General features: G+C 71.1%; 24 protein-coding genes. 7 read left to right on the top strand and 17 right to left on the bottom strand.

What is annotated here, in order from left to right:
• Positions 1–149 precede the first annotated feature (149 nt).
• The 10 genes from ACIBK1_RS28820 to ACIBK1_RS28865 form a co-directional block, all read right to left on the bottom strand.
• Positions 150–866, bottom strand: coding sequence for a DsbA family oxidoreductase (locus tag ACIBK1_RS28820; RefSeq protein ID WP_030506265.1), 717 nt, complete (start codon positions 864–866; stop codon positions 150–152).
• A complete protein-coding gene (locus ACIBK1_RS28825) occupies positions 863–2380 on the bottom strand; it encodes a purine-cytosine permease family protein (RefSeq protein WP_197042466.1) in 1518 nt (505 codons plus the stop codon). The genes ACIBK1_RS28820 and ACIBK1_RS28825 overlap by 4 nt, the downstream gene beginning before the upstream one ends.
• Positions 2377–2718, bottom strand: coding sequence for a Rieske (2Fe-2S) protein (locus tag ACIBK1_RS28830; protein WP_051761328.1), 342 nt, complete (start codon positions 2716–2718; stop codon positions 2377–2379). Before ACIBK1_RS28830 ends, ACIBK1_RS28825 begins: the two co-directional genes overlap by 4 nt.
• Positions 2715–3554: an iron-containing redox enzyme family protein gene (locus ACIBK1_RS28835; RefSeq protein WP_030506262.1), complete on the bottom strand. Its 840-nt coding sequence runs from the start codon at positions 3552–3554 to the stop codon at positions 2715–2717. Before ACIBK1_RS28835 ends, ACIBK1_RS28830 begins: the two co-directional genes overlap by 4 nt.
• A gap of 5 nt (positions 3555–3559) precedes the next feature.
• Positions 3560–4369 (bottom strand): dihydrodipicolinate synthase family protein, encoded by an 810-nt coding sequence (locus tag ACIBK1_RS28840; protein ID WP_357316835.1) that lies wholly within the window; start codon positions 4367–4369, stop codon positions 3560–3562.
• An 8-nt stretch (positions 4370–4377) separates the two neighbouring features.
• Positions 4378–4884 carry a DUF6190 family protein gene (locus tag ACIBK1_RS28845; protein ID WP_396738837.1) on the bottom strand — a complete coding sequence of 169 codons (507 nt, stop codon included), beginning with the start codon at positions 4882–4884 and terminating at the stop codon, positions 4378–4380.
• On the bottom strand, positions 4874–6085 hold the full coding sequence (locus ACIBK1_RS28850; RefSeq protein WP_197042464.1) for a PLP-dependent aminotransferase family protein: 1212 nt from the start codon (positions 6083–6085) through the stop codon (positions 4874–4876). Before ACIBK1_RS28850 ends, ACIBK1_RS28845 begins: the two co-directional genes overlap by 11 nt.
• A gap of 472 nt (positions 6086–6557) precedes the next feature.
• Complete coding sequence (locus tag ACIBK1_RS28855; protein WP_396738839.1) at positions 6558–7244, bottom strand: DsbA family protein; 687 nt, start codon at positions 7242–7244, stop codon at positions 6558–6560.
• Between the two features lie 32 nt (positions 7245–7276).
• Complete coding sequence (locus ACIBK1_RS28860) at positions 7277–8101, bottom strand: MBL fold metallo-hydrolase (RefSeq protein WP_036405278.1); 825 nt, start codon at positions 8099–8101, stop codon at positions 7277–7279.
• A gap of 58 nt (positions 8102–8159) precedes the next feature.
• Entirely contained in the window at positions 8160–9191 is a 1032-nt protein-coding gene (locus ACIBK1_RS28865) for a DMT family transporter (protein ID WP_076437884.1), read from the bottom strand.
• A 194-nt stretch (positions 9192–9385) separates the two neighbouring features.
• Here ACIBK1_RS28865 and ACIBK1_RS28870 point away from each other — a divergent pair, with 194 nt between their 5' ends.
• The gene (locus tag ACIBK1_RS28870) at positions 9386–10021 is read left to right on the top strand and encodes a TetR/AcrR family transcriptional regulator (RefSeq protein WP_363420399.1); all 636 of its coding nucleotides are present in this window, start codon (positions 9386–9388) and stop codon (positions 10019–10021) included.
• An 87-nt stretch (positions 10022–10108) separates the two neighbouring features.
• Here ACIBK1_RS28870 and ACIBK1_RS28875 read toward each other — a convergent pair whose 3' ends face one another.
• A complete protein-coding gene (locus ACIBK1_RS28875; protein WP_396738841.1) occupies positions 10109–10570 on the bottom strand; it encodes a cupin domain-containing protein in 462 nt (153 codons plus the stop codon).
• Positions 10571–10685: 115 nt separating this feature from the next.
• The gene (locus ACIBK1_RS28880) at positions 10686–11378 is read right to left on the bottom strand and encodes a TetR/AcrR family transcriptional regulator (RefSeq protein WP_051761327.1); all 693 of its coding nucleotides are present in this window, start codon (positions 11376–11378) and stop codon (positions 10686–10688) included.
• A 64-nt stretch (positions 11379–11442) separates the two neighbouring features.
• Here ACIBK1_RS28880 and ACIBK1_RS28885 point away from each other — a divergent pair, with 64 nt between their 5' ends.
• The 3 genes from ACIBK1_RS28885 to ACIBK1_RS28895 all read left to right on the top strand — a co-directional run bounded on the left by ACIBK1_RS28885 (position 11443) and on the right by ACIBK1_RS28895 (position 13890).
• The gene (locus ACIBK1_RS28885) at positions 11443–12186 is read left to right on the top strand and encodes an ABC transporter ATP-binding protein (RefSeq protein WP_076437890.1); all 744 of its coding nucleotides are present in this window, start codon (positions 11443–11445) and stop codon (positions 12184–12186) included.
• On the top strand, positions 12183–12911 hold the full coding sequence (locus ACIBK1_RS28890; protein ID WP_396738844.1) for an ABC transporter permease: 729 nt from the start codon (positions 12183–12185) through the stop codon (positions 12909–12911). Before ACIBK1_RS28885 ends, ACIBK1_RS28890 begins: the two co-directional genes overlap by 4 nt.
• A gap of 70 nt (positions 12912–12981) precedes the next feature.
• Positions 12982–13890 carry a LysR substrate-binding domain-containing protein gene (locus ACIBK1_RS28895; RefSeq protein WP_030506250.1) on the top strand — a complete coding sequence of 303 codons (909 nt, stop codon included), beginning with the start codon at positions 12982–12984 and terminating at the stop codon, positions 13888–13890.
• 1 nt (position 13891) lies between these two features.
• On the opposite strand, the gene ACIBK1_RS28900 is transcribed toward ACIBK1_RS28895, so the two are convergent.
• Complete coding sequence (locus tag ACIBK1_RS28900; protein WP_363400352.1) at positions 13892–14791, bottom strand: helix-turn-helix domain-containing protein; 900 nt, start codon at positions 14789–14791, stop codon at positions 13892–13894.
• Between the two features lie 224 nt (positions 14792–15015).
• On the opposite strand from ACIBK1_RS28900, the gene ACIBK1_RS28905 reads away from it, so the two are divergent.
• Positions 15016–15510, top strand: a complete 495-nt coding sequence (locus tag ACIBK1_RS28905) for an ATP-binding protein (protein ID WP_396738846.1) — start codon at positions 15016–15018, stop codon at positions 15508–15510.
• A 111-nt stretch (positions 15511–15621) separates the two neighbouring features.
• Here ACIBK1_RS28905 and ACIBK1_RS28910 read toward each other — a convergent pair whose 3' ends face one another.
• Positions 15622–16332, bottom strand: a complete 711-nt coding sequence (locus ACIBK1_RS28910) for a DUF5941 domain-containing protein (protein ID WP_030506247.1) — start codon at positions 16330–16332, stop codon at positions 15622–15624.
• Complete coding sequence (locus tag ACIBK1_RS28915) at positions 16329–17936, bottom strand: CDP-alcohol phosphatidyltransferase family protein (protein ID WP_357321874.1); 1608 nt, start codon at positions 17934–17936, stop codon at positions 16329–16331. The genes ACIBK1_RS28910 and ACIBK1_RS28915 overlap by 4 nt, the downstream gene beginning before the upstream one ends.
• Positions 17937–18202: 266 nt before the next feature.
• Between ACIBK1_RS28915 and recO the strand changes: the two genes are divergently transcribed.
• Together recO and ACIBK1_RS28925 are read left to right on the top strand one after the other, a co-directional pair.
• Positions 18203–18970 (top strand): DNA repair protein RecO, encoded by a 768-nt coding sequence (gene recO / locus ACIBK1_RS28920; RefSeq protein WP_396738849.1) that lies wholly within the window; start codon positions 18203–18205, stop codon positions 18968–18970.
• A 139-nt stretch (positions 18971–19109) separates the two neighbouring features.
• On the top strand, positions 19110–19907 hold the full coding sequence (locus tag ACIBK1_RS28925) for an isoprenyl transferase (RefSeq protein WP_030506244.1): 798 nt from the start codon (positions 19110–19112) through the stop codon (positions 19905–19907).
• Between the two features lie 86 nt (positions 19908–19993).
• Here ACIBK1_RS28925 and ACIBK1_RS28930 read toward each other — a convergent pair whose 3' ends face one another.
• Entirely contained in the window at positions 19994–20542 is a 549-nt protein-coding gene (locus ACIBK1_RS28930; RefSeq protein ID WP_143734469.1) for a CGNR zinc finger domain-containing protein, read from the bottom strand.
• A gap of 88 nt (positions 20543–20630) precedes the next feature.
• Entirely contained in the window at positions 20631–21038 is a 408-nt protein-coding gene (locus ACIBK1_RS28935; protein ID WP_396738852.1) for a Fur family transcriptional regulator, read from the bottom strand.
• Between the last annotated feature and the right edge of the window lie 16 nt (positions 21039–21054).

Below are 21054 nucleotides of genomic sequence, written 5' to 3' on the forward strand. Positions count from 1 at the left end.
TCGCAGACAGCCTGCGTCACGCGAGACGGGACAGGGCGCGGGCTCCGCATCGCGGCGGACAACACAGGGCGCGGGCTCCGCATCGCGGCACACAACACAGGGCGCGGGCCCCTCGCCGGGCCCGCGCCCTGTCTTACGGCGGCCGGCCGTCAGGCCGCCGTGTCGCAGATCAGCTCGGCCGCCCTGGCGAGCAGATCCGTGTAGACGGTCGGGTCGTCGGCCTCGATGACCGGGAAGCCCATGCCGAAGTCGCCGTTGACCCACCGGGCCCGCACGCCGGGATTGGCGACGTCGGTCCCGTCGTACAGGAACACGTGGGGGCTGCAGTCGACCCGCCCGTGCCGGGCCGTCTCGAACTGGTCCATCACCGCCCGCCGGGCGCGGCCGTCGTCGAGCGCCTCGGCCAGCGCCCCGGCGTCGACCGCCCCGGTGGATGCCGCGACGTCGAGGATCTCGTGCCGCAGCGAGATGCACCGGCCCTCGGCCCAGAAGGCCCGGCGCAGCGCGAGGTCGAGCTGTTCGGAGGCGTGCAGGCTCTGCGCCTTCGCCGCCTGCACGGCCTCCAGCGGCGGCAGCATCGTGACCGGATAGGTCCAGTCGGGCCCCTGCCACAGCCGCCACCCCGCGCCGGGGTCGAGCGCGCCGACCACCGACACCTCCGAGTCCACCCCCGGGCGCTCGTTCACCGTCCGGTTGAACAGCTCCAGCGGGAAGCAGCGGTGGTCGAACCACAGCCGTCCCTCCAGGCCGAGCCGCCGCCGCGCCTCGTGCAGGCGGTGGACGGCGAGGTGGGCGAAGGAGCAGTTGAGGTCGGAGAAGACCACGATCGTGTCGGGCGAGTCGGGCAGCCGCGGATCTCTGCTCATCTCGGATCACCTCCGGTCACGTAATCTGCGGTCACGGCATCTCCGCTCACCTGGGCCGTCCGCTCGGGGAACAGCCGGCACAGCGCGGCGTAGAGCAGCGCCGCCGTGCAGAACGGCACCAGGCAGCTCAGGTCCACCCCGCCCGCCAGACGGGCGAACGGGCCGGTGTAGATCGTGTTGTCCACGAACAGCAGCCCCAGGACCACCGCGGGGACGAACGCCCCCAGGGCCCGGAGGTTGAACCCCCCGGTGAACCAGTAGCGGCCCCGGTGGCCGGGACGGGCGAAGCCGTACAGGTCGTCGGGGTGGTACCGGCCCCGCCGGAGGGCGAGCCCGACCAGCATGATCGCGGTCCACGGCGAGACGAGGACGAGCAGGATCAGCACGAACGTCGAGATCGACTCGATGGCGTCGAAGGCGATCGCCCCGACGTAGAGGGTGGCGACGCCGAGGGCCCACATCAGCCATGTCGCCGCGGCGCGGGGGAGCCGCCACAGGATGGAGTTGGCCGACAGCCCCGCCGCGTACAGACACAGCGCCGCCTGCGGCAGCGTGCCGGCGAACCCGAAGACGATCACCACGACCGCGAACCACCGGGGCACCGTGTCGGCCACCCCGAGGATCCAGGGCGCCGAGGCGTCCTTCAGCATCGTGGTGACGTAGGCGCCGCCGACGAGCGCGAGCGCGTTGCTCACGTACATCGCCGCGCCGTTGTACGCCACCGCCGCCCGGTCGCCGGTCCGGGGCGACAGGTAGCGGCTGTAGTCGCCCTGGAACGTCGAGTACGACACCGGCAGCGTGGCGCTGAAGGACACGGCCAGCAGCCAGGTCCGCCAGAAGTCGCCCAGCGCGTACGGCCCGCCCGCGTACCCCGGGTCGAAACCGGGCAGCAGAACCACGACCAGCGCCAGCAGCACCAGCCCGCCGATCACCGTCATGACCTTGTAGGTCGCCAGCAGCGCACCGTATCCGTACACCGCGACCGCCGCGACGGCCAGGGCCATCAGCGGCATCGTGACGGCGAGGCCGGCCGGGCCGGCCGGGGTGCCGAGCACCCGCTGGCCGGCCGCGAGGATGGCGGTGGCGCCCGTCCACACCGCGATCGAGAAGAACCCGATCGCGACCACGATGGTGATGACGTTGGCGACGACCCGGCCGCGCACGCCGAAGTGCGCGCCGCTGGACACCGCGTCGTTCGCGCCGGTGCGCTTGCCGAACAGCACGAGCGGTGCGAACACCGCCGTGCCGATCAGCAGCCCCACCAGGATCGCGGTGACGGAGGCCGTCCAGCTCAGGCCGAAGCTCACCGGCACCGAGCCGAGCACCACCGTGCCGAACGAGAACTGGGCCGAGTGCCAGATCCACAGGAACTCGCGCGGCGAGGCGGTGCGCTCGCCGTCCGGGATCCGGTCGACGCCGTGCGCCTCCACCCGCGTGCTCTGCCCGCCGGCCTGCCCGGTGACCTGCCCGGTGACCTCGCCGGTGACCTGGCCGGGCAGTTCGCGGGTGGTCACGGAGCACCCGCCTCGGGCCGCAGGCCCTCGGCCCGCTCCACCCACTCCGCCGCCTCCGCCGCCGACCGAGGAGACGCGGCGTCCTCGGGCAGCAGCGTGACGCGCAGCGAGCCGCACGGCGGGCCGGCCACCTGCCGCCCGGTGAGCAGGTCGAACGTGGAGTGGTGCAGCGGGCAGGTGATCCGCAGCGTCCGCCCGTTGAGGTAGCCGTAGCGCAGCCGCCCCCTGCGGTGGGGACACTCCGCCTGGGTCAGCATCCGCCTGCCCGCCACCTCGATGAGCAGGAGGTCGGGCGCGATCTGGCGCAGCGAGACGGGCCCGCCCGTGTCCCCGGTCATGCGGGCACCTTCCTCGCCCTGTCCACCGCCGCCTCCGTGGCCTCGGCGATGACGGCGCTGGTCAGCGTGACGCCGGCCCACACCTTCGCCAGGTCGACCTCGCGGTGCTCGCCCAGCGCCCGTATCGCCGTCTGCATCTGCTTGGAGTGGAAGCTGTCGATGTACAGATGTTCTGTGTAGTACCGGTCGCTGCGGACGCCGAGCCGTTTCGCCGCGGCCGCGAAGGGCTTGAAGGCGTACAGCACGCTGGCCTCGAAGTAGGCGTACGCGCCGAGGAAGTACTCCGGCGCGGGCGCCCGGTCGGCCAGCCAGTGGAACAGGTTGACGTACGCGAAGCTGGCGTCCCCGGCCCGGTCCACGTAGTGCTCCAGGTCGGCGGGCATGCCCAGTTCGGTCACCAGCTCCCGGTAGAGCCGCGAGTGCTCCATGTCGTCGTTGCCGCAGCCGAACTCGTCGATGAGCACGCGCAGCACGGCCATGCGCGCCTTCGCCGGCAGGCGGCGCAGGATCCCGATGTGGGACTGCGACTCCACCAGGCCGTCGACGGCGAACTCCGCGACCACCGTCTTGAACTGGTCGAGGGTGGCCTCCTCCGCGAGGAACCGCTCGTCGCCCGAGGGGTTGGCCTGCTCCTTGGCCAGCAGGTCGTGGAGCGCGTCGATCAGCTCGATGCGGAACCCGAAGCGGGGCGCGCGCTCCTCGTGCTCGGCGGCGAGGCGCACCACCCAGTCACGCTCGATCTCCCACAGCTCGGCGTACCTCTCGGGAGTGAGGACCGAGCGGTTGTAGACGTAGAGCCGCTTCTGGGCGGAGTCTCCTGGCCGGACCTCCAGCATCCCGCTCACCCCGCTTCCCCGACGACCGCGTCGGTGTCGATGACCCCGCGGCGGTGCAGTTCCTTCTTCAGGTGCCGATACCAGTCGTCGTTGAACAGGCCGTACCGCTCGCACGTCGCGTCGATCTCCCGCTGCCGCCCCGCGGACGGCTCGGCCAGCATGGCGTTGGCGAGGCCGGGCTCGAGGTTCGCCAGGGGACCGATGAACCCGGCCACGCCGCCGGGCCCCGCCACCTCGTGCAGGAGGTTCTCCCAGCCCTCGAACACCGGGATCTCGGGGACCGCGGCGACGAGCTTCCTGGTGAACTCCGCCGACCCGCTGGACTCCTTGATGCCGGCGACGCCGGGCAGGGCGCAGACGCGCACCAGGGTGTCCAGCTCGATCTGGTTGCCCGACAGGGCCTTCTCGTTGTAGACGAACAGCGGGACCGGCACGGCCTCCCGGATCGCCCGGTAGTGCTCGTAGATCTCCTCCTGCGTCAGGTCAGGCGAGAAGGGGGTGGTGACGGCGATGGCCGCCACCCCGAGGGCCAGGGCCTCCTTCGCCCTGGCGATCACCTCCTCGGTGGTCGGCGACTGCACGCCGGCCAGGACAGGCAGCCCGTCCGCGTGCCGGACGGTGTACGCGACCACGTCGTGCCACTGCCGATCCGACAACTTCCACCCCTCGCCGGTGGAAAGGGCGGGCATCAGCCCGGTGACCTCACTCCTGAGGGACCCGACGAGCCGCCGTACGCTCGGCTCGGACACCTCGCCCGCCTCGGTCAGGGGCGTGACCATGGGGACGATCGTCCCCGAGTGCTTAGCTGGATACACGGGTCACCTCACAGGTCGTCGACGTCGACTCGCAGGGCCAAGGACCGCTCGTAGAGCCGTTCAAGCGGAGCCGGGAACACCGGTTCGTCATCGGCCGGCTTCGCCGGCTCCACCGGCCGGACCGGGAGGTCGGGGCGCAGGCTCAGCCGGGGGCTGGCCGTGACCACGACCGTGTCGCGGCGCATCGCCATCGCCACGAGCAGCCGTTCGTGCAGCGGAAGGTCCGACAGCACCCCGGCCTCCAGGGCGAGGCGCAGGTCCTGCTCGTCGTAGCCGATGCGGTCGATGGCCATGTCGGAGTGCAGGTTGTCCATGAACGGGTAGTACTCGTCCTGCACCTGACGGGGGTACCGCCAGACCAGGTCGTCGCACCGCCCGACGTGCTCCAGGCTCATCAGGACGCGGCCGCCGGACAGGCGCTCGGTGAAGAAGCGCTTGCACCCCCGCCGGACCTCGTCGTCACGGCTGTGCATGCCCATGAACAGGGCGGCGTCGAGGAAGGGCTCACCGCTCATAGCCGAGCAGCACCTCACGCATCCGGTGCATGGCGCAGGCGAAGGTGCCGGGCCGGCGGGCGAGGGCGACGCGGATGTAGCGCTCGCCCTTCGCGGGGTCGTTCCAGTAGAAGTACGTGCCGGGCAGCACGTAGATCTCGTCCTCCAGCAGCCGCTGCTGCAACTGGCTCGCGGTGAGGTCCTCCGGCTTGATGCGGAACCACGCGACGCTGGTGTTCACCACGGGCTCGACGTACTCGAGGATCGTGCCCTCGACGGCCTTGACGGCCATCGCCCGGTTGTCGGTGATGACGTCGCGCACCGAGGCGAAGTTGTCCTCGATGGAGTCCTCGACGTACTGGGTGAGGAAGTTGAGGACGAACGGCGAGACGTTCAGCAGGACCGCCGTCTGGATGTTGTAGACCTCCTCCCTGATGTCGTCGCTGACCGTCAGCATCGCGCACTTGGCGTCCTGCACCGGCCAGGTCTTGCCGGTGTCCTCCAGGGCCATGTACGAGACGCCCGACTCCTCGAGCAGCTTGTAGATGTCGATGCGCCCGATCTTCTCGTCGCACAGCGCGAACGACGCGAAGCACAGGTCGAGCATCAGCAGCTTGCCGTGGTCCTTGCAGTAGCGGATGACCTCGCGGAATCCGTCCATCCCGTACTGCAGGAGGCTGAATCCGGTCGGATTGTTGGGGTCGACCAGATAGAGCGCGTCTGCTTCCAGGGTGCTCAGGTTCGCGTAAATGCGGTCCGGATCGGCGAGCGACTCCTCCGGCAGCGCGGTGAGTTCGACCTGCATGTGCTTGAGCAGGTCGACGAGATTGTCGAAGCACGGCTCGATGAGGCCGACCGACATGTTCCGCTGCATCAGGTACATGGCCGCGACCATTGTGGAGACGCTGGCCGAATACGACAGCCAGGTTTTGCCGGCGGCCGCTGCGGTGGGCTGCCTGTGCAGCCGGAAGAAGGCGTCGATGAATCGCTGCTCGAAATACGCCTGCTGGTTTTCCTCGGCCTCGTACCACAGGTCGGGCAGCCGGGAGACGATCTTGTCCTGGCCGGCGGACTGGCGCTGGTGGGTGTGCGCGTCGGCGAGGTTCCAGCGGGTCTTCAGGGCCTGGATCTCGTGCTGGGTAAGGTCGACGAACCCGGTCACGTCCGGTGTCCCGTCCGTGCCGTCCGGCGTCTCTTCGATTTCCGTACCGACATTGTTCATGACAGATCCCTTCACTGGTGCGGAACATGGAGTAGCGCAAGAGTGGTGCGGGAAGACATGCGTCGGAGGCGGCGGCTTCGCCGCGATCTCCTTCTTACGGAGAAGCAGGGAGGAACTTCACTCCCGATTTCCGCCCGTTTTGGGCGATGCGATAAAAAGGTACGTCTCACTTACGGCGGAGTCAACCGGTGAGACGGGAAATGCTTCTTTCCGGATTTCCACAATGGTCCGGGTTTCACGTCACCGGACGCTGACTGAGGGTAATCGGAATATCGCGTCGATTATCCAAGGAATGGGGAACGTCCATAAAGAATCGGCGCGCGTCGACGTCCCGGCGCGCGCCGATCGAAAAGAGCCGGTCGCGTGCTTCGCCGGCGGACCGCCAGGGTCCGCCGGCGTTCTGCGTCCCCCCGTGAGAGGACCGTTCTGTGTGCCCGGGAGCCGTTCCGGGTGTCCGGGAAAAGGGCTTCGGTCAGGCGGCGGCGCGCTTCAGGATGTCCTCGAACACGCTCGGATCGTCGGAGGAGACGACGGGCCAGCCGATGCCGTACGAACCGGCCCAGCCGACCTCGATCCCCGGGTTGGCGTGGTCGGTGCCGTCCGACAGGAACAGGTGCGGGCTGCAGTTCACCCGGTCGGTCGCCGCGATGGCGGCCTGTTCGGACAGCGCGCGGCGGGCCCGGCCGTCGTCGAGCGCGGCCGCCAGGGCGTTCACGTCCACCACGCCGGTGGACGCGGCGGCGTCCAGGATCACTTTACGGTGGCTGATGCACCGCGATTCGGCCCAGAAGGCCCTCCGCAGGGCCAGGTCGAGCTGCTCGGACGCCGCGAATCCCTGCTCCTTGGCCGCCTGGACGGCCTCCAGCGCGGGCAGCGTCGTGGACGGGTACAGCCAGTCCTTCGCCTGCCACAGCTGCCACCCCGCGTCGGGTTCCAGCGCGGCCATCCGGCCCACCTCGCTGTCGGTTCCCGGCCGGGGGCTGGGCGCGTCGTTGAGCAGTTCCAGCGGGAAGGCGCGGTGGTCGAAGCGGACCCGGTCGGTCAGGCCCAGCCGTTCCCTGGTCGTGTGGAGCCGGTGCACGGCTATATGTGCGAAGGAGCACCAGATGTCCGAGAAGATGATGATGGTGCCGGGTTCCGGGGTCAGCGTCGTCGTCATCGACGTTCTCCTTGTGTCGTGCCTCGTAGCGCTCAGGCCGCGCCGGCGCTGAGCGTGGCCCCCTCGTGCTTGGCGAGCACGGCCTCCACCAGCACGTCCTCGTCCGGCAGCCACGGGGTCATGGAAGGCACCTCGCGCAGGGTCTGCACGAGCGTCTCGGTGCCCTCCACGACGGTGGCGCCGTGCGAGCTGAGGATGTGCCGGGGGGCGAGCCGCAGCAGGTCGTCGAGCACGATGTCGAACTTGGCCGGGTCGGCCAGTGCGGTCCAGGGGGCGTTGGCCCTGGTGAACAGGGCCATCCCGGCGAGGTAGTCGCTCTCCGGGACGTCCTGGGCGTTCTCCGCCGGGGTCGGCAGGATCGCGCCGAAGCTGTCCGCGCTGAACAGCGAGCGGGTGGTGTGGTCGTAGAGGGCCAGCGTCGAGGGGGAGTCGTACGCGGGCGGGCGCAGCAGGGAGACGATCCGGCCCCCGAGGTCGAGCGTGCGGCCGGGGTTGACCTGCAGGACGCGGTTCGGGGGCACGTCCCACTCCTCGCCGAGCCGCGCGACGGCCAGGCCGTTCGTGACGACCTTGGCCTGCGGCGCCGCCATGAGGATTTCCTTGAGGTTGCCCGCGTGGTCCCTGTCGTCGTGCGTGAGCACGATCCAGCGCAGGTCGGCCGGGTCGACCAGGGACCACAGGGCCTGTTCGAAGTAGCCGCGGTCGATCGCCATGCCGGTGTCGACGAGGATCGGCTGCGGGCCGCGGATCAGGTAGGCGTTCACCGGCAGCAGGCCGGCGCCGGTGATGGGGAGGGACGACGGCAGCGTGGTGACGCCGGGTGTCGCCTCGTAAGGGCTGCGCAGATAGGAGGTCATGGAGGGGGGTCCTTTCCGCGGTGAGCTGACTCAGGCGAGCTGATGCGGGTGAGCTGACTCAGGTGAGCTGGACCAGCACCGAGCCGACGATGAGCAGGGCGAGACCGGACAGGCGCGGCGCCGTGAGCGGGCGCCGGGGCAGCCGCAGGAAGCCGTAGTTGTCGATCACGGCCGAGGCGACCTGCTGGCCGGTCACGGTCAGCGCCACGGTGGTGGCGGCGCCGATCGTGGGGATGAGCGTGAAGGTCGCGGTGACGTACGCCGCGGCGCAGGCGCCGCCGAGCCAGCCCCACCAGGGCATCGTGCGCAGCCCGCCGAGCTGCGGCCGGGGGGTGCGGCGCGTCGCCAGCAGGACGAGCAGCACCACGGCGATGGTGATCGTGGCCACGATGAAGCTGATCATCGCGGTGGTCACCGGCTCGTGGATGTCCTTGCGCAGCTCGGCGTTGACCGCTCCCTGCACCGGCAGGACCGCACCGGCCACGATGCCCAGCAGGATCCAGCCGCTCTGGCCGAGGCCGCGGGTCCGGGGTGCGGCCGCCGTCGCCGTCGCGGCCGGTGCGGTGGCGGTGGCCGTCCCGCCACGGACGGGAGCGCCGGCCCCGCCGCCGGGCGCCGGTCCCGCCGCGGGCGGCGTCTGCGCCGGGCGCTGTCCCCGGATGATGACCGTGATGCCGGCGAGGACCGCGAGCGCGCCGAGCGCGATGCCGACGCTGAGCGGCTTGCGCGTGATGCCGAACAGGCCGAACAGGTCGAGCCCCAGCGACGCGAACATCTGGCCGGTCACGAACAGGCCCGCCGCGGCCAGCGCGCCGAGGCGGGGGAAGAGCAGGATCCCGCTGGTGATGTAGAGCGGGCTGGCCAGGCCTCCGAGCAGGTGCCAGAAGGGCACGCCGGGCGCGAGACGGACCGCGCCGATGGCTCCGACGGCGGCCGCGAGGAGCGCCAGCAGGGCCGTCGCCACGCCCAGTTGCAGGGTCGAGGCGCCGTACGGCGTCCCCACGGCCTTGTTGAGCTGGAGATTCACCGAGGCTTGCACTGCCAGTAAGCAGCCGACCAGCAGCGCCGAGGCGAGGAACAGGGCATGCATCGCGATCCCTCTTCTAGAGAACCGGATTTCCGAGCAGCCGGATGAGAACCGGACATGGTGTCCGGATGAGCGTAAGACAAAGTGGACGCGATGTCCACATAGTTCGACCGGGGGGCTACCATGGCGTCATGAACAACGGGTTTATGGATCCCGGCGGGAACCGGAGGAACGGCCGCGTTCCGTCGGAGGGGACCATGCCTGCCGGTGCCGGCCGGGAGCTGCCCGTGCTCGACCTCGAACCGGGCCCCCCGGCGCCTGTGCGGGAGCGGGCGGACGCCGCGCGCAACCGCATGCGCGTGCTCAAGGCGGCCGAACAGCTCTTCGCGACCAGGGACGCCCGGCACGTCACCATGGACGAGATCGCCAAGGCCGCGGGGGTGGGGCGGGCCACGCTCTACCGGCGCTATCCGGACCCCGCCTCGATCGCGACGGCACTCCTGGACGAGCACGAGCGGCAGGTGCAGGGACACATCCTGAACGGCCCGCCGCCGCTCGGCCCGGGGGCCTCACCCGCCGATCGGCTCGCCGCGTTCTACATCGCCATGACCGATCTGCTGGAGCGTCACCTGCACCTCGTGCTGGGGGCCGAGACGGGGAGCGCGCGGTTCGGCACCGGCGCCTACCGCTTCTGGCGCGCGCACGTGCGCATGCTGCTGGCCGAGGCGCGAGTGCCGGATCCCGAGGGGAAGGCGGACGCCGTGCTGGCGCCGCTCGCGCCCGAGGTCTACCAGTTCCAGCGGCACACCCTGGGCCTGTCGCAGGCCCGCGTCACCGAGGGGCTGGTGTGGAGCGCTCGCCGCCTGGCGGGAGGCGATGCGCCGGAACCCTGACGAGCCGTGAGGACCGGCAGGGCAAGGACGGATGGCGGCGGCCAGGATCAGGCGCGGCCTGGCCGGTTCACCCGACGGCCTCCTTGGTCAGGCCGTCGTCCGGACCGGGCCGGTCCACTTGAGCTCGGGCAGGTTGACCACGATCGCCTCCTGCGTGCTGCGGGCGATGACCACGACGGCCTCGAGATCGGGGTCGGGGTTCTCCTCCCGGTGCGGCACGAACGGCGGCACGAAGATGTAGTCGCCCGGCTTGGTGTTGATGCGCACCTCGTGCGGCTCCTCGGCGTCCACGTCGAGGAACACGAACGACGGCGTGCCGCTGACCACGTAGATCGCGGTCTCCGAGTCGCCGTGGTGGTGGTTGGCGGAGGCGGTCGCCGGAGCCACGTGGGTCTGGCCCATCCACAACCGGCTCGACCCCACGGACCCGCCGCTGATGGCGGCCCGCCGGTGCATGCCGCCGGTCTGCGCGGTCTCCGAGGTCAGGCCGGCGGGCACCACGTGGTGCAGCCTGCGGTGGAACGGGTCCTCGGGTAGGACGATGCTCACCGGTCTCTCCTGACTCTCACGACGGCCCGGCCGGGGTCGCGTCTCTCCTGGTGATACCAGCCTGCCCGTTTCTTCCCGGGCGCCGCCGTCTTCGAAGTTTGTCCCAGGGCCCGCGTCACCGAGGCGCCGCTGTGGGGCGCTCGCCGGAGTGCGGGAGGCCCGGCGTCTCCGGCTCGGGCCGGGGGCAGTAGCCGCCGATCCCGTGCTCCAGCAGGTCGAAGGCGCGCTCAGCGTGCTTTCTGATGTCCGTCCTGATCAGCGCCGCGGGCTCACCGGCCATCTGCCGCATCGCGAAATGGCGGGTCAGCGCGCGGACGACGGCGCAGATCTGCGCCGACACCAGCCGGGGGGTCAGGTCGTCGGGGTCGGCGTCGGTCTCGTCGGCGAGCGTCCGGGCCAGCCGCTCCTCGCGGTGGACGTCGAGCATGCGCACCCGTGACTGCAGCGCCGGGCTCTCCCTGACCCGCTGCGCGAACACGTCGGCGCCCTCGCTCATCCCGTAACGCCAGTCACCGGCGTCGAGTGCCTCGAAGAAGTCGCGCCGCACCGCCTCGGCCGCCGTCTCGCCCGCGCGGCGCTCGCGTACGGCCCGGGCCAGCAGATCCTCGGTCTCCTCGCTACGGTCGAGGAACATGTCCTCTTTTGTCCGGAAGTAGTTGAACACCGTGTTGACCGACACGTCGGCCGCTCTGGCCACCTCGGCCACCGTGACGTTGTCGAACCCCCGTTGCAGGAACAGCCCCATCGCGATGTCGGCGATGCGCTGCCGGGTCTCCCGCTTCTTCCGCTCCCGCAGGCCCTCTTCCACGCTCCGATTGTAAGGGCGAGCACAATCTTTAAGTGACTCCAAATTTGGTGTTACTCTACCGGACATGATTCACGCCAGAGGGCTCACCAAGACCTTCGGCCCGGTCGAGGCCGTCCGGGGGATCGATCTCGACGTCTCCCCGGGGGAGATCGTCGGCTTCCTCGGACCGAACGGCGCGGGCAAGACCACCACGCTGCGCATGCTCACCACGCTGCTGCGCCCCACGTCCGGCGCCGCCGCCGTCGCGGGCGCCGACCTGTTCGCCGACCCCGCGGCCGTACGGCGCCGCATCGGCTACGTCGCCCAGGGCGGTGCGTTCGCGCCGTTCTCCCCGGTGGGGGAGGAGCTCGTGCTCCAGGCCCGCCTGTACGGCCTGAACAGGGAGCAGGCCCGCGAACGGGTGGCCACCCTGCTCGCCGAGCTGGACCTGCCCGGGGTCGAGGACCGTACGACGGTCACGATGTCGGGCGGCCAGAAGCGCCGGCTGGACATCGCGATGGGCCTGCTCCACCGGCCCGAGCTGCTCTTCCTCGACGAGCCCACGACCGGGCTCGACCCGCAGAGCCGCGCCAACCTGTGGGACCACGTGCGCCGGCTGCGCGAACGGGACGGCCTGACCGTCTTCCTCACCACCCACTACCTGGAGGAGGCCGACGCGCTCTGCGACCGCGTACTGATCATCGACCACGGCCGGATCGTCGCCGCGGGCACCCCGGACGAGCTGAAGACCGAGCACGGCGCGCGCACGCTCGACGACGTCTTCCTCGCCGTCACCGGCCGCGAGCTGCGCGAGGGGGCCGCCGCGTGACCGCCCTCGCCGTCCTGACCGGGCACTACCTGCGCGTCTCCTTCACCAACAAGTTCAGCCTGGTCTTCAGCGCCCTGCAGCCGTTCCTCTACCTCGTGCTGTTCGGCCCGCTGTTCGACCGCAGCGGCGTGGGCTCGTGGGCCGTCCTCGTGCCGGGACTGCTGGTGCAGCTCGGGCTGACGAGCGCGGGGATGGCGGGCTTCACCATCGTCTTCGACCAGCGGTTCGGCGTGCTCGAACGGCTGCGGGTCACGCCGGTGAGCCGGGTGACGCTGCTGCTCGGCCGGGTGCTCAGGGACAGCGTCGTGCTGCTGGTCCAGGCGGCGGCGATCATCGTGGCCGGCTACGCGCTGGGCCTGCGGGCGCCGATCGCGGGAGTGCTGGGGGCGCTGCTGCTGACCACCGTGCTGTCGGTCGGCATGGCGTCGCTGTCCTACACGGCGGCGCTGACGCTGCGGCAGGAGCTGTTCGCGCCCGTGATGTCAACCCTGGTCGTCCCGCTGATGCTGCTGTCGGGCGCGCTGCTGCCGATGTCGCTCGCGCCCGCCTGGCTCGACGTGGTGTCGCGGCTCACGCCGTTCCGGTACGCGGTCGAGGGGCTGCGCGCGCTTTTCGCCGGTTCTTACGCGTCGTCGGCCCTGGTGTGGGGCGTAGTCGTGTCCCTGGCCTTCGCCGTCCTGGGCGTTACCTTGGGCACCAGGCGTTTCCAGAGGGAAAACGCCTGATCAGGGGTAGGAAAAGGCATTCGAAGTTGATACCGGTTTGCGGGCGCCGCCGGGCACGGAGACGGTCACAATGGGTGGCGTGGCGGACGTCAACTTCACCCTCGTCCAGCTGCGTTACTTCGTAACCGCGGCCGAGCTCGGCAGCATGACCGCGGCCAGCAGAGAACTCATGGTGGCGCAGTCGGCGATCTCGGCCGCCATCGCGCAGGTGGAGCGGGAGCTGGGGGTCCAGCTCCTGATCCGCCACCACGCCCGCGGCCTGTCGCTGACCCGCGCGGGCGAGCGCTTCCTCGTCGAGGCCAGGGAGTTCCTGTCCCACGCCGCGGCGCTCGCCCAGTCGGCGCGCGGCCTCGCGGGATCGCTGACCGGTGAGCTCGCCGTCGGCTGCCTGACCACGCTCGCGCCGTTCTACCTGTCCCGGCTGCTGCGCGAGTTCGCCGAGAAGTACCCCGGGGTGCGGGTCAGCGTCGCGGAGGGCGAGATCTCCGCCATGGAGTCGGCGCTGCTCGACGGGCGGTGCGAGGTCGCCCTCGTCTACGCCATCGATCTCGCCCTCGACCTCGACATCCGGACGCTCACCCGGGCCAGGCCGTACGCGTTGCTGCCGCCGGAGCACCCCCTGGCCCGGGCGGAGACGGTGTCGCTGACGGACCTGGCGGCCGAGCCGATGATCCTGCTGGACCTGCCGCGCAGCCGCGACTACTTCCGGGCCATCTACCCGACCGAGCCGCGCGTCCGGTTCCGCACGTCGAGCTACGAGACGGCCCGCTCGCTGGTGGCGGGCGGGCACGGCTACTCGATACTCAACCAGCGGGCCGACAACGACCAGACCTACGACGGCGGCCGGGTCGCGTGCGTCCCGATCAGCGACGACGTGCCCGCGCTCGACGTCGTGCTCGCCTCGGTGCGCGGTGTGCGGCCCACCGCCCGGGCGGTCGCCTTCGCCGAGACCTGCCAGGCGTTCTTCTCCAGGAGATAGCTCACCCGAGGTCGGCGAGCAGCTCCTCCAGGAACGCGCCGGTCTGCGTGGCAGGCCGGGCGTCCACGCACAACGCGTTCATCACCTGCGTGTACGCCTCTGTGTCCTCGGACTTGTCCAGGTAGAGGGCGCTGGTGAGCTGCTCCAGGTAGACGACGTCGGGCAGTTCCGGCGCGTCGAAGCGCAGGATCGTGAAAGGCCCTCCGCACGCGGCGTGCCCGCCGTGGTCGAACGGCACGATCTGCAGCGTGATGTTGGGCTGCCTCGTCACCTCGATGAGGTGTTCCAGCTGGGCCCGCATCACCTTCCTGCCGCCGATCGGGCGGCGCAGCGCCCCCTCGTCCATCACGGCCCACAGGGTCGCCGCCTCGGGCCCGGCCAGCCGCTCCTGCCGGCGCATCCGCAGGTCCACGCGCCGGTCGGCGTCGTCGGCGGACCGCCCCGTGTTGCTCCTCAGGACAAGGGCCCGCGCGTACTCGGGCGTCTGCAGCAGCGTGGGCACGAACTGCAGCTCGTAGCAGCGGATGACGGACGCCGCCTCCTCCAGCCCGACGTAGAACTCGAACCAGCCCGGCAGCACGTCGCTGTACTTGTGCCACCAGCCGGGGATGTTCGCCTGCCGCGCCAGGTCAAGTAGCACGGCCCGGTCGTCGGCGTCGGTGATGCCGTAGAGGGTGAGCAGGTCGGCGACGTCCCGCTCCTTGAAGCCGACCCGGCCGAGCTCGAGCCTGCTGATCTTGGCGTGCGACCCGCGGATGGCACGGGCCGCCTTTTCCGGCGTGATGCCGCTCTCCCGGCGCAGCCGCCTGAGCTGGGCCCCGAGCAGAAGCCGCAGGGCCGTCGGGCCGCCGCGGGCGGTCCCGGCCAGTGCGGGGGCGGTGCTGCCCGCCTGTGCGTTCACGATCGCTCCATCGGCGGCGCTCCCGGAAGAATTCCTGGTAAACCAAACGGGTTGATCATCCTACCGGACCCGGGCCAGGCCGTCTTTTCTGGGAACTACCACGGAAGTCGGGGGACGCGTGACATTTGCACGTGCACGCGTGCTTGCATCCGCAAGGCACAGGGCAAGATACACGACGGCAGGGAAATTCACATCATGTAATGCTGAGACCTGAGGGATCGGCGATGACAGCAGACCTGGCGGGCCCGGGAGCCGCGACAGCGCCTCCGTGGTTGACCTCGATGTTCGAGCGGGACGACGTCGCCGGCTTGTCCCTGCCTCCTTCTGCGACGTGCACCTTTCACGGGCGCACCACGTCCGCCGCCGCCGCACGTGATTTCACCGCCAGGACGTTGTGCGGCTGGGGTTTGGCCGGCCTCGTGCCGGACGCGCAGATCGTGGTGTCGGAGTTGGTGACGAACGCGCTGCGGCACGCTCCCGGCGACCCCGCGGACGTCCCGCCGATCCGGCTGAGGCTGGTGAGGCACCGGTTTCATATCGGCTGCGGCGTGAGCGACGCCAGTGCGCGGGTGCCCGCGGTCTCCCCCTGGAGCGACCTGTCGGAGTCGGGCCGGGGGCTGCATCTGGTCGAGGCGCTGACCGCGGCGTGGGGATGGATCCTCACCCGCGGCGGCGGCAAGGTGGTCTGGGCGCTCTTCGACGCCTCGCCCGCCTCCTGAGCGACATCCCCCCGGAAACCGGCCGGGCCGCCGCCGGCACCGAATGCCGGCGGCGGCCCGACGGTCGCCACGGGTCCCCGCCGGCCTCGCCGGGCTTCGGGGACGGACAAGTCAGCCCTGCTCGGCCTCGCCGGTGACCTGCTCGGCGGCCTCCTCGGGCGACTGCTCCAGGTCCTGGTCGGCCTGGGCCTGCGCGGAGGCCTTGTCCAGCCGGACCCAGCTCGTGATGCTCTCGATCGCGAACAGCACGAGCAGGTACGCCGTGAGGACGGCCGCCACGGGGGTCAGCCATCCGGCGGCGGCGGCCACGCCCAGGACCAGCAGGCGGACCTCCCAGCCCAGACCGGCCTGGTAGAGCCAGGCGGGGGGCCAGATGCCCTGCCGGGTGCGGTAGACGGTGTCGTACGTGTGGTAGCCGATCGTGTAGAGCAGGACGAACAGCAGCCACTTGGGCGTGTCCTCGGCCAGCCCGAGCACGATGATCGTCATGAACTCGGCCGCACGCAGCAGCGGGGGAGTGAGCCAGTCGAAACGGCCCAGGTGGTCGCGGCCGGCGGTGGGCAGGACCAGCACGAGCAGCACGGCGACGGGCACGATCAGGATCGGGCCGTCGGTGAGGGCGCCGGCGACGGTCAGCGCCACGATCGCGATCAGTGCCACCACGGTCGCGGGCACGGGCGGCAGCAGCCGGCCCAGGGAGCCCTTCAGCGCGGTGGCGAGCGGGCCGTCGTCGCGGTAGGCGAGCAGGCGCGCGGTCTGGACGCGGCGGCGCTCCTCGTCCGGGTCGGGAAGCGGCGTGGTGGCCTGCGGCTGAGTGATCATGCGAGCGACCTCAGGAGACGTCCGGTGAGGGTGTAGGTGGCCGCGACGCCGCCCCAGACGATCAGCGTGAGGAACGTCACCCGGGGGTTGAAGAACGCGGCGGTGATCGCGATCGCGGCGAAACGCTCGCCGATGGGGAACACGATCATCTTGCGGGCCCAGTGGACCGGACGGAACTTGCCGGCCTTGGTCCAGAGCTTCAGCAGCCCGCGCACGCCGGTGCTCCGGCTCGCCCGGCGCTCCTCCAGCGCCTCCCGCAGCGGCCGGTCGTCGGCGACCGTCAGGTCCAGCGTGGGCAGCGGCACGGGCGCCTTGCGCCGGTTGGCCGCACCGAACGAGAAGTCCAGCAGGTGCTTGACCGACTGGAGGGCCAGCGCGACCAGCGCCAGCGTCCAGACGCCCTCGCCGTCGCCGAACTGCCCGGACACCGTCGCGCCGACCGCGAGGCCGACGAAGACGGCGTACTCCTTGAACCGGTCGAAGGTGGCGTCCAGCCAGGCGCCGAGCACGCCGAACTTGCGCGCGTAGCGGGCGACCTGGCCGTCGACGCAGTCGAAGACGAACGCGAAGTAGATGAGCACCCCGCCGGCCACCGCCCCCCAGCGGGTGCCGGTGGCGAACGCGCCGGCCGACAGCAGGCCGAGGGCGATCGAGATCAGCGTCACCTGGTTGGGCGTGAGCCCCCGGCGGGCCGCCCAGCGGGCGATGAAACGCGAGTAGGTGCTGACGAAGAACGTGGTGAAGAAGCCGTCGGCGCCCTTCACGGCGTTGTTCAGCCGGGCCCGGTCCTCGTTGTAGTCCGCCATCTCCGCCAGCGCCTCGTCGGCGTCGGCCTGGCTGCGGACGCGGCGGAAGAACAGGTCGCGCCGGCCCCGCCGGCCCACCGACACGCCGCGCCGGACCAGGCCGAGCACGAGAAGCTCGGTCACGTCGTCCTCGGGGCCGAACAGGTGGGCCATGTCCGCGAGCTCGCGGGCGACCTCGGCGAGGGTCTGCAGGTGCCGCTGGTGGAGGTGGAGCGGCCCGAGCAGTGCGGCGTTCGGCCGGGTCACCGCGTGATAGGCGGTGCCGACCGAGACGATCCGGCTCCGGCCGATGCGGGTGCGCTGGGGCAGCCCCTCGATGACCTTGTCGCCGATCTCGGGCTCCGCCTCCTCGATCGGCACCTCCTCCGTCTCCTCCGCCGGCGGCGCGTTCTCGTCCAGCTCCTCGCGCTGCTGGCGGACGACCAGTGCGATGGCCCCCCGCTTGGCCTTGGTGATCTGGTAGATCAGCTCGTCGTGCACCAGCGAGTCGGCCGGCAGGATCAGCAGGTTCTCTTCGGCGTTCTCGACCGCGTCGGCCAGCGCGCGCAGGTCGCCGGCGACGTCGGGGCTTTCCACCACCCGGCCGGACGGCCTGCGGTAGGCGGCGGCGTCCCGCGGGCGGGCGATCGTCGTCGGCTCGGGGTCAAGCGCGGTGGCCTGCGCGAGCAGCCTGTCGTACGCGGAGGGGGCCCCGGGCAGCGATTTCAGCGTGATGTCCGCGGGCAGGGCGGGCTGACCGCCGAGCGGCGGGGGACTGATCGGGCCGGGCGGGGCGCCCAGCAGGACCACGCGGGTCATGGCAACCTTTCACGCAACGGGGGGAGATCAGGCCCTCAGGCTTGACCGGCGCGGGGAAGTCCGCCGGAAGCCAAAGCTTAGTGACCTTTCGGTTGAACCGATGCACCCCAGGTTTACCGTACGGTCCCTAGATGTACAGCTTGGGGCGGGTTCGCCTCCGGGCATCGTCGCCGGATCATTACCGAATTTTCACCATTCATGCGCCTCAATGGGGCGAATACCCGTCTGGCGGGGCGGGCGCCCGCGCCCACCCATACGATGGCGGGGTGAGCCTCTACCGGGACGAGGGCGTCGTGCTGCGCACCCAGAAGCTGGGTGAGGCCGACCGCATCATCACCATCCTCACCCGGCGCACCGGCAAGGTCCGCGGCGTGGCCAAGGGCGTACGCAGGACCATGTCGCGCTTCGGCGCGCGGCTTGAGCCGTTCTCCCACGTCGACCTGCAACTCCACAGCGGCAGGTCGCTCGACGTGATCACCCAGGTCGAGACCCTGCATCCGTACGGCGAGCCGATCGTGGCCGACTACGCCAGGTACACCGCGGGGACCGCGATGCTGGAGACGGCCGACCGGCTGACCGTGGGGGAGAAGGAGCCGGCGCTGCGCCAGTTCCTGCTGCTGGTCGGCGGACTGCGCACGCTCGCCGAGGGCGGCCACGAGGCCCGGCTGGTGCTCGACGCGTTCTTCCTGCGCTCGCTGGCCGTCGCGGGCTACGCCCCCGCCTTGTCGGAGTGCGCGCGGTGCGGCGCGGAGGCCGTGCGCGCCTTCGCGATCGTCTCCGGCGGCGTGGTGTGCAGCGCGTGCCGCCCGGCCGGCGCCGCGGTGCCCGCCGCGGAGACGATCGCGCTGATGATCGCCCTGCTGCGCGGCGACTGGGCGGCCGCCGACGCCTCCGAGGCTCGGCACCGCACCGAGTGCAGCGGCCTGGTCGCCGCCTACCTGCAGTGGCACCTGGAGCACGGCATCCGTTCGCTGCGTCACGTGGAACGGGAGTGGCCGGGCCAGCTGACGGCAGGCGAAGCGAGGATCATCTGACCGGCCCTCACCTGGTCCGGGGGCCGTGACCGGGGGCGTCGGCGTCGCGCGGGGAACGCACAGGATCCGCACGGGATCCGCACCGGATCCGCACGTCTCGCGAGCCTGAGGACCGGCCAGGACGCAATACCCTCGGTACATGGTCCGTCCTCCCACTCCGCATCCGTCCGGTGCCACCCCGCCCGCCATCCCGCGCGACCTGCTGCCGCGACACGTGGCGATCGTCATGGACGGCAACGGCCGATGGGCCAAGACGCGCGGGCTGCCCAGGACCGAGGGGCACAAGATGGGCGAGGCGTCGCTGTTCGACGTCATCGAGGGCGCCATCGAGATCGGCATCCCCTACCTGTCGGCGTACGCCTTCTCCACCGAGAACTGGAGGCGCTCGCCTGACGAGGTGCGCTTCCTCATGGGGTTCAACCGCGACGTCATCCGCCGGCGCCGCGACCAGCTCAACGCGATGGGCGTGCGGGTCCGCTGGGCCGGGCGTCCCGGGCGGCTCTGGAAGAGCGTGATCAAGGAGCTGGAGGACGCCGAGCGGATGACGGTCGGCAACAGCACGCTGACCCTCCAGTTCTGCGTGAACTACGGCGGCCGCGCGGAGATCGTGGACGCCGCCGTGCGGCTCGCCCGCGACATCGCCGCGGGCCGGGTCAAGGCCGACAAGGTCTCGGAGAAGACCTTCGCCCGCTATCTGGACGAGCCGGAGATCCCGGACGTGGACCTGTTCCTGCGCTCGTCCGGCGAGCAGCGCACCTCGAACTTCCTGCTCTGGCAGTCCGCGTACGCCGAGATGGTGTTCCTCAACCAGCTGTGGCCCGACTTCGACCGGCGCGACCTGTGGCAGGCGTGCGAGATCTACGCCAAGCGCGACCGCAGGTACGGCGGGGCCGTTCCGAACGAGACGGCCCAGAACTCCGGCGCCGCGCGCCACTGACACGCCCGCCACCGACGGGCGTCGGCACGCCACCGGGACACGGCACGGAACACGGCCCGGAACACGGCCCGGCTGCGGGCCCGGCGTCAGGAGGCGTCGCGGCGGCGGGCCCGGTACGCGGCGACGTGCATGCGGTTTCCGCAGGTGCGGCTGTCGCAGTAGACCCGGGAGCGGTTCCTCGACTCGTCGACGAAGACGTGGGAGCAGTCGGGCGCCGCGCACGTGCGCAGGCGGTCCCGCTCGTTCTCCACCAGCACGTGGGCGAGCGCGACGCCGCAGTCGGCGGCGAGGTGCTCGGCGACCGACGAGCCCGGCGCGAAGTAGTGGACGTGGAGAGGATGGCCGTCGTGCTCCGCGAGGTGCGGGGTGATGCGGGTGCGCTGCAGCAGGGTGTTGAGCAGGCCGACCGCCGTCGGCTGGTCCGGCGCGGTGAACACCGCGTGGAACTCCTCGCGCAGGGCACGGACCTCGGCGAGGTCCCGCGGGCTCACCACCTCGACCCCGCTGACCTCTCGCCTGCGGACGAACTCCTCGAGGTCGCCGACCTCGGCCAGCCCGTCGCTGTCGCCGGCGCCGGTGTTGATGAGGTCCACCACCGTCGCCAGCGAGTACACCATGTCATGGCTGAACGGCACGCCATCTCCCTCTTGTCGCGGCGGGCTGGATCGTGTCCTTGTCGCGGCGCCCGCAGCGTACCTCTCGTAAGGACCGCGCGGGGCGGGGTCAGCCCTTTCCGGCCGCCTCCGCGCGCGACGCCGCCTCCGCGCACGAGGCACAGGTGCCGAAGACCTCCACGGTGTGCGTGACGTTGATGAAGCCGTGCTCGGCCCCGACGACCTCGGCCCAGCGTTCGACGTCCGGCCCGGCCACCTCGACCGTGCGCCCGCACTCCCGGCACACGAGGTGATGGTGGTGCGAGTCGGTCTGACAGGCCCGGTAGACCGACTCGCCCTCGTCGGTGCGCAGGACGTCGACCCGGCCGGCGTCGGAGAGCGACTGGAGCGCCCGGTAGACGGTCGTCAGGCCGATCTTCGCGCCGACCGCGCGCATCTCGGCGAACACGTCCTGCGCGCTGCGGAACCCCCGGCTCTGCCGGAGGATCTCGTGAACGGCGTCACGGCTCTTCGTCATCAGGACTCCTGTGTAC

Origin of the sequence: Microbispora rosea (assembly GCF_044460045.1) — a bacterium.
In the GTDB taxonomy this organism is placed as follows: domain Bacteria; phylum Actinomycetota; class Actinomycetes; order Streptosporangiales; family Streptosporangiaceae; genus Microbispora; species Microbispora rosea.